The sequence below is a fragment of the [Clostridium] symbiosum ATCC 14940 genome (genome assembly GCF_000466485.1).
GTDB lineage: Bacteria > Bacillota > Clostridia > Lachnospirales > Lachnospiraceae > Otoolea > Otoolea symbiosa.
This window is the reverse complement of record NZ_KE992891.1, coordinates 1-247: the sequence shown is the minus strand read 5'-3', so window position 1 is coordinate 247 and position 247 is coordinate 1.

The following is a 247-nucleotide window of genomic DNA, read 5'->3' as shown; positions in this document are numbered from 1 at the left end:
TATCTTCCCCTCCGCCCCAAGGTCAGGTTTTCGCAGGGACGAAAGACTCCGCCGGAGGTATCGGCCCTGTCCGCTGGCCTGCAGCTGCTGATTGTCTCACGCGTTAAGTGCGGGGGCGGACCTTGTCGAGGCCACTCAATGTTACCGTGTACGGTAAATACGATATGCCTTCGATGCGCCTTTATTAAGGAATTGCGGAAGATTTTGATATCGGCCTGCCTGAAACACGTAGTGGCCGCGACAAGGC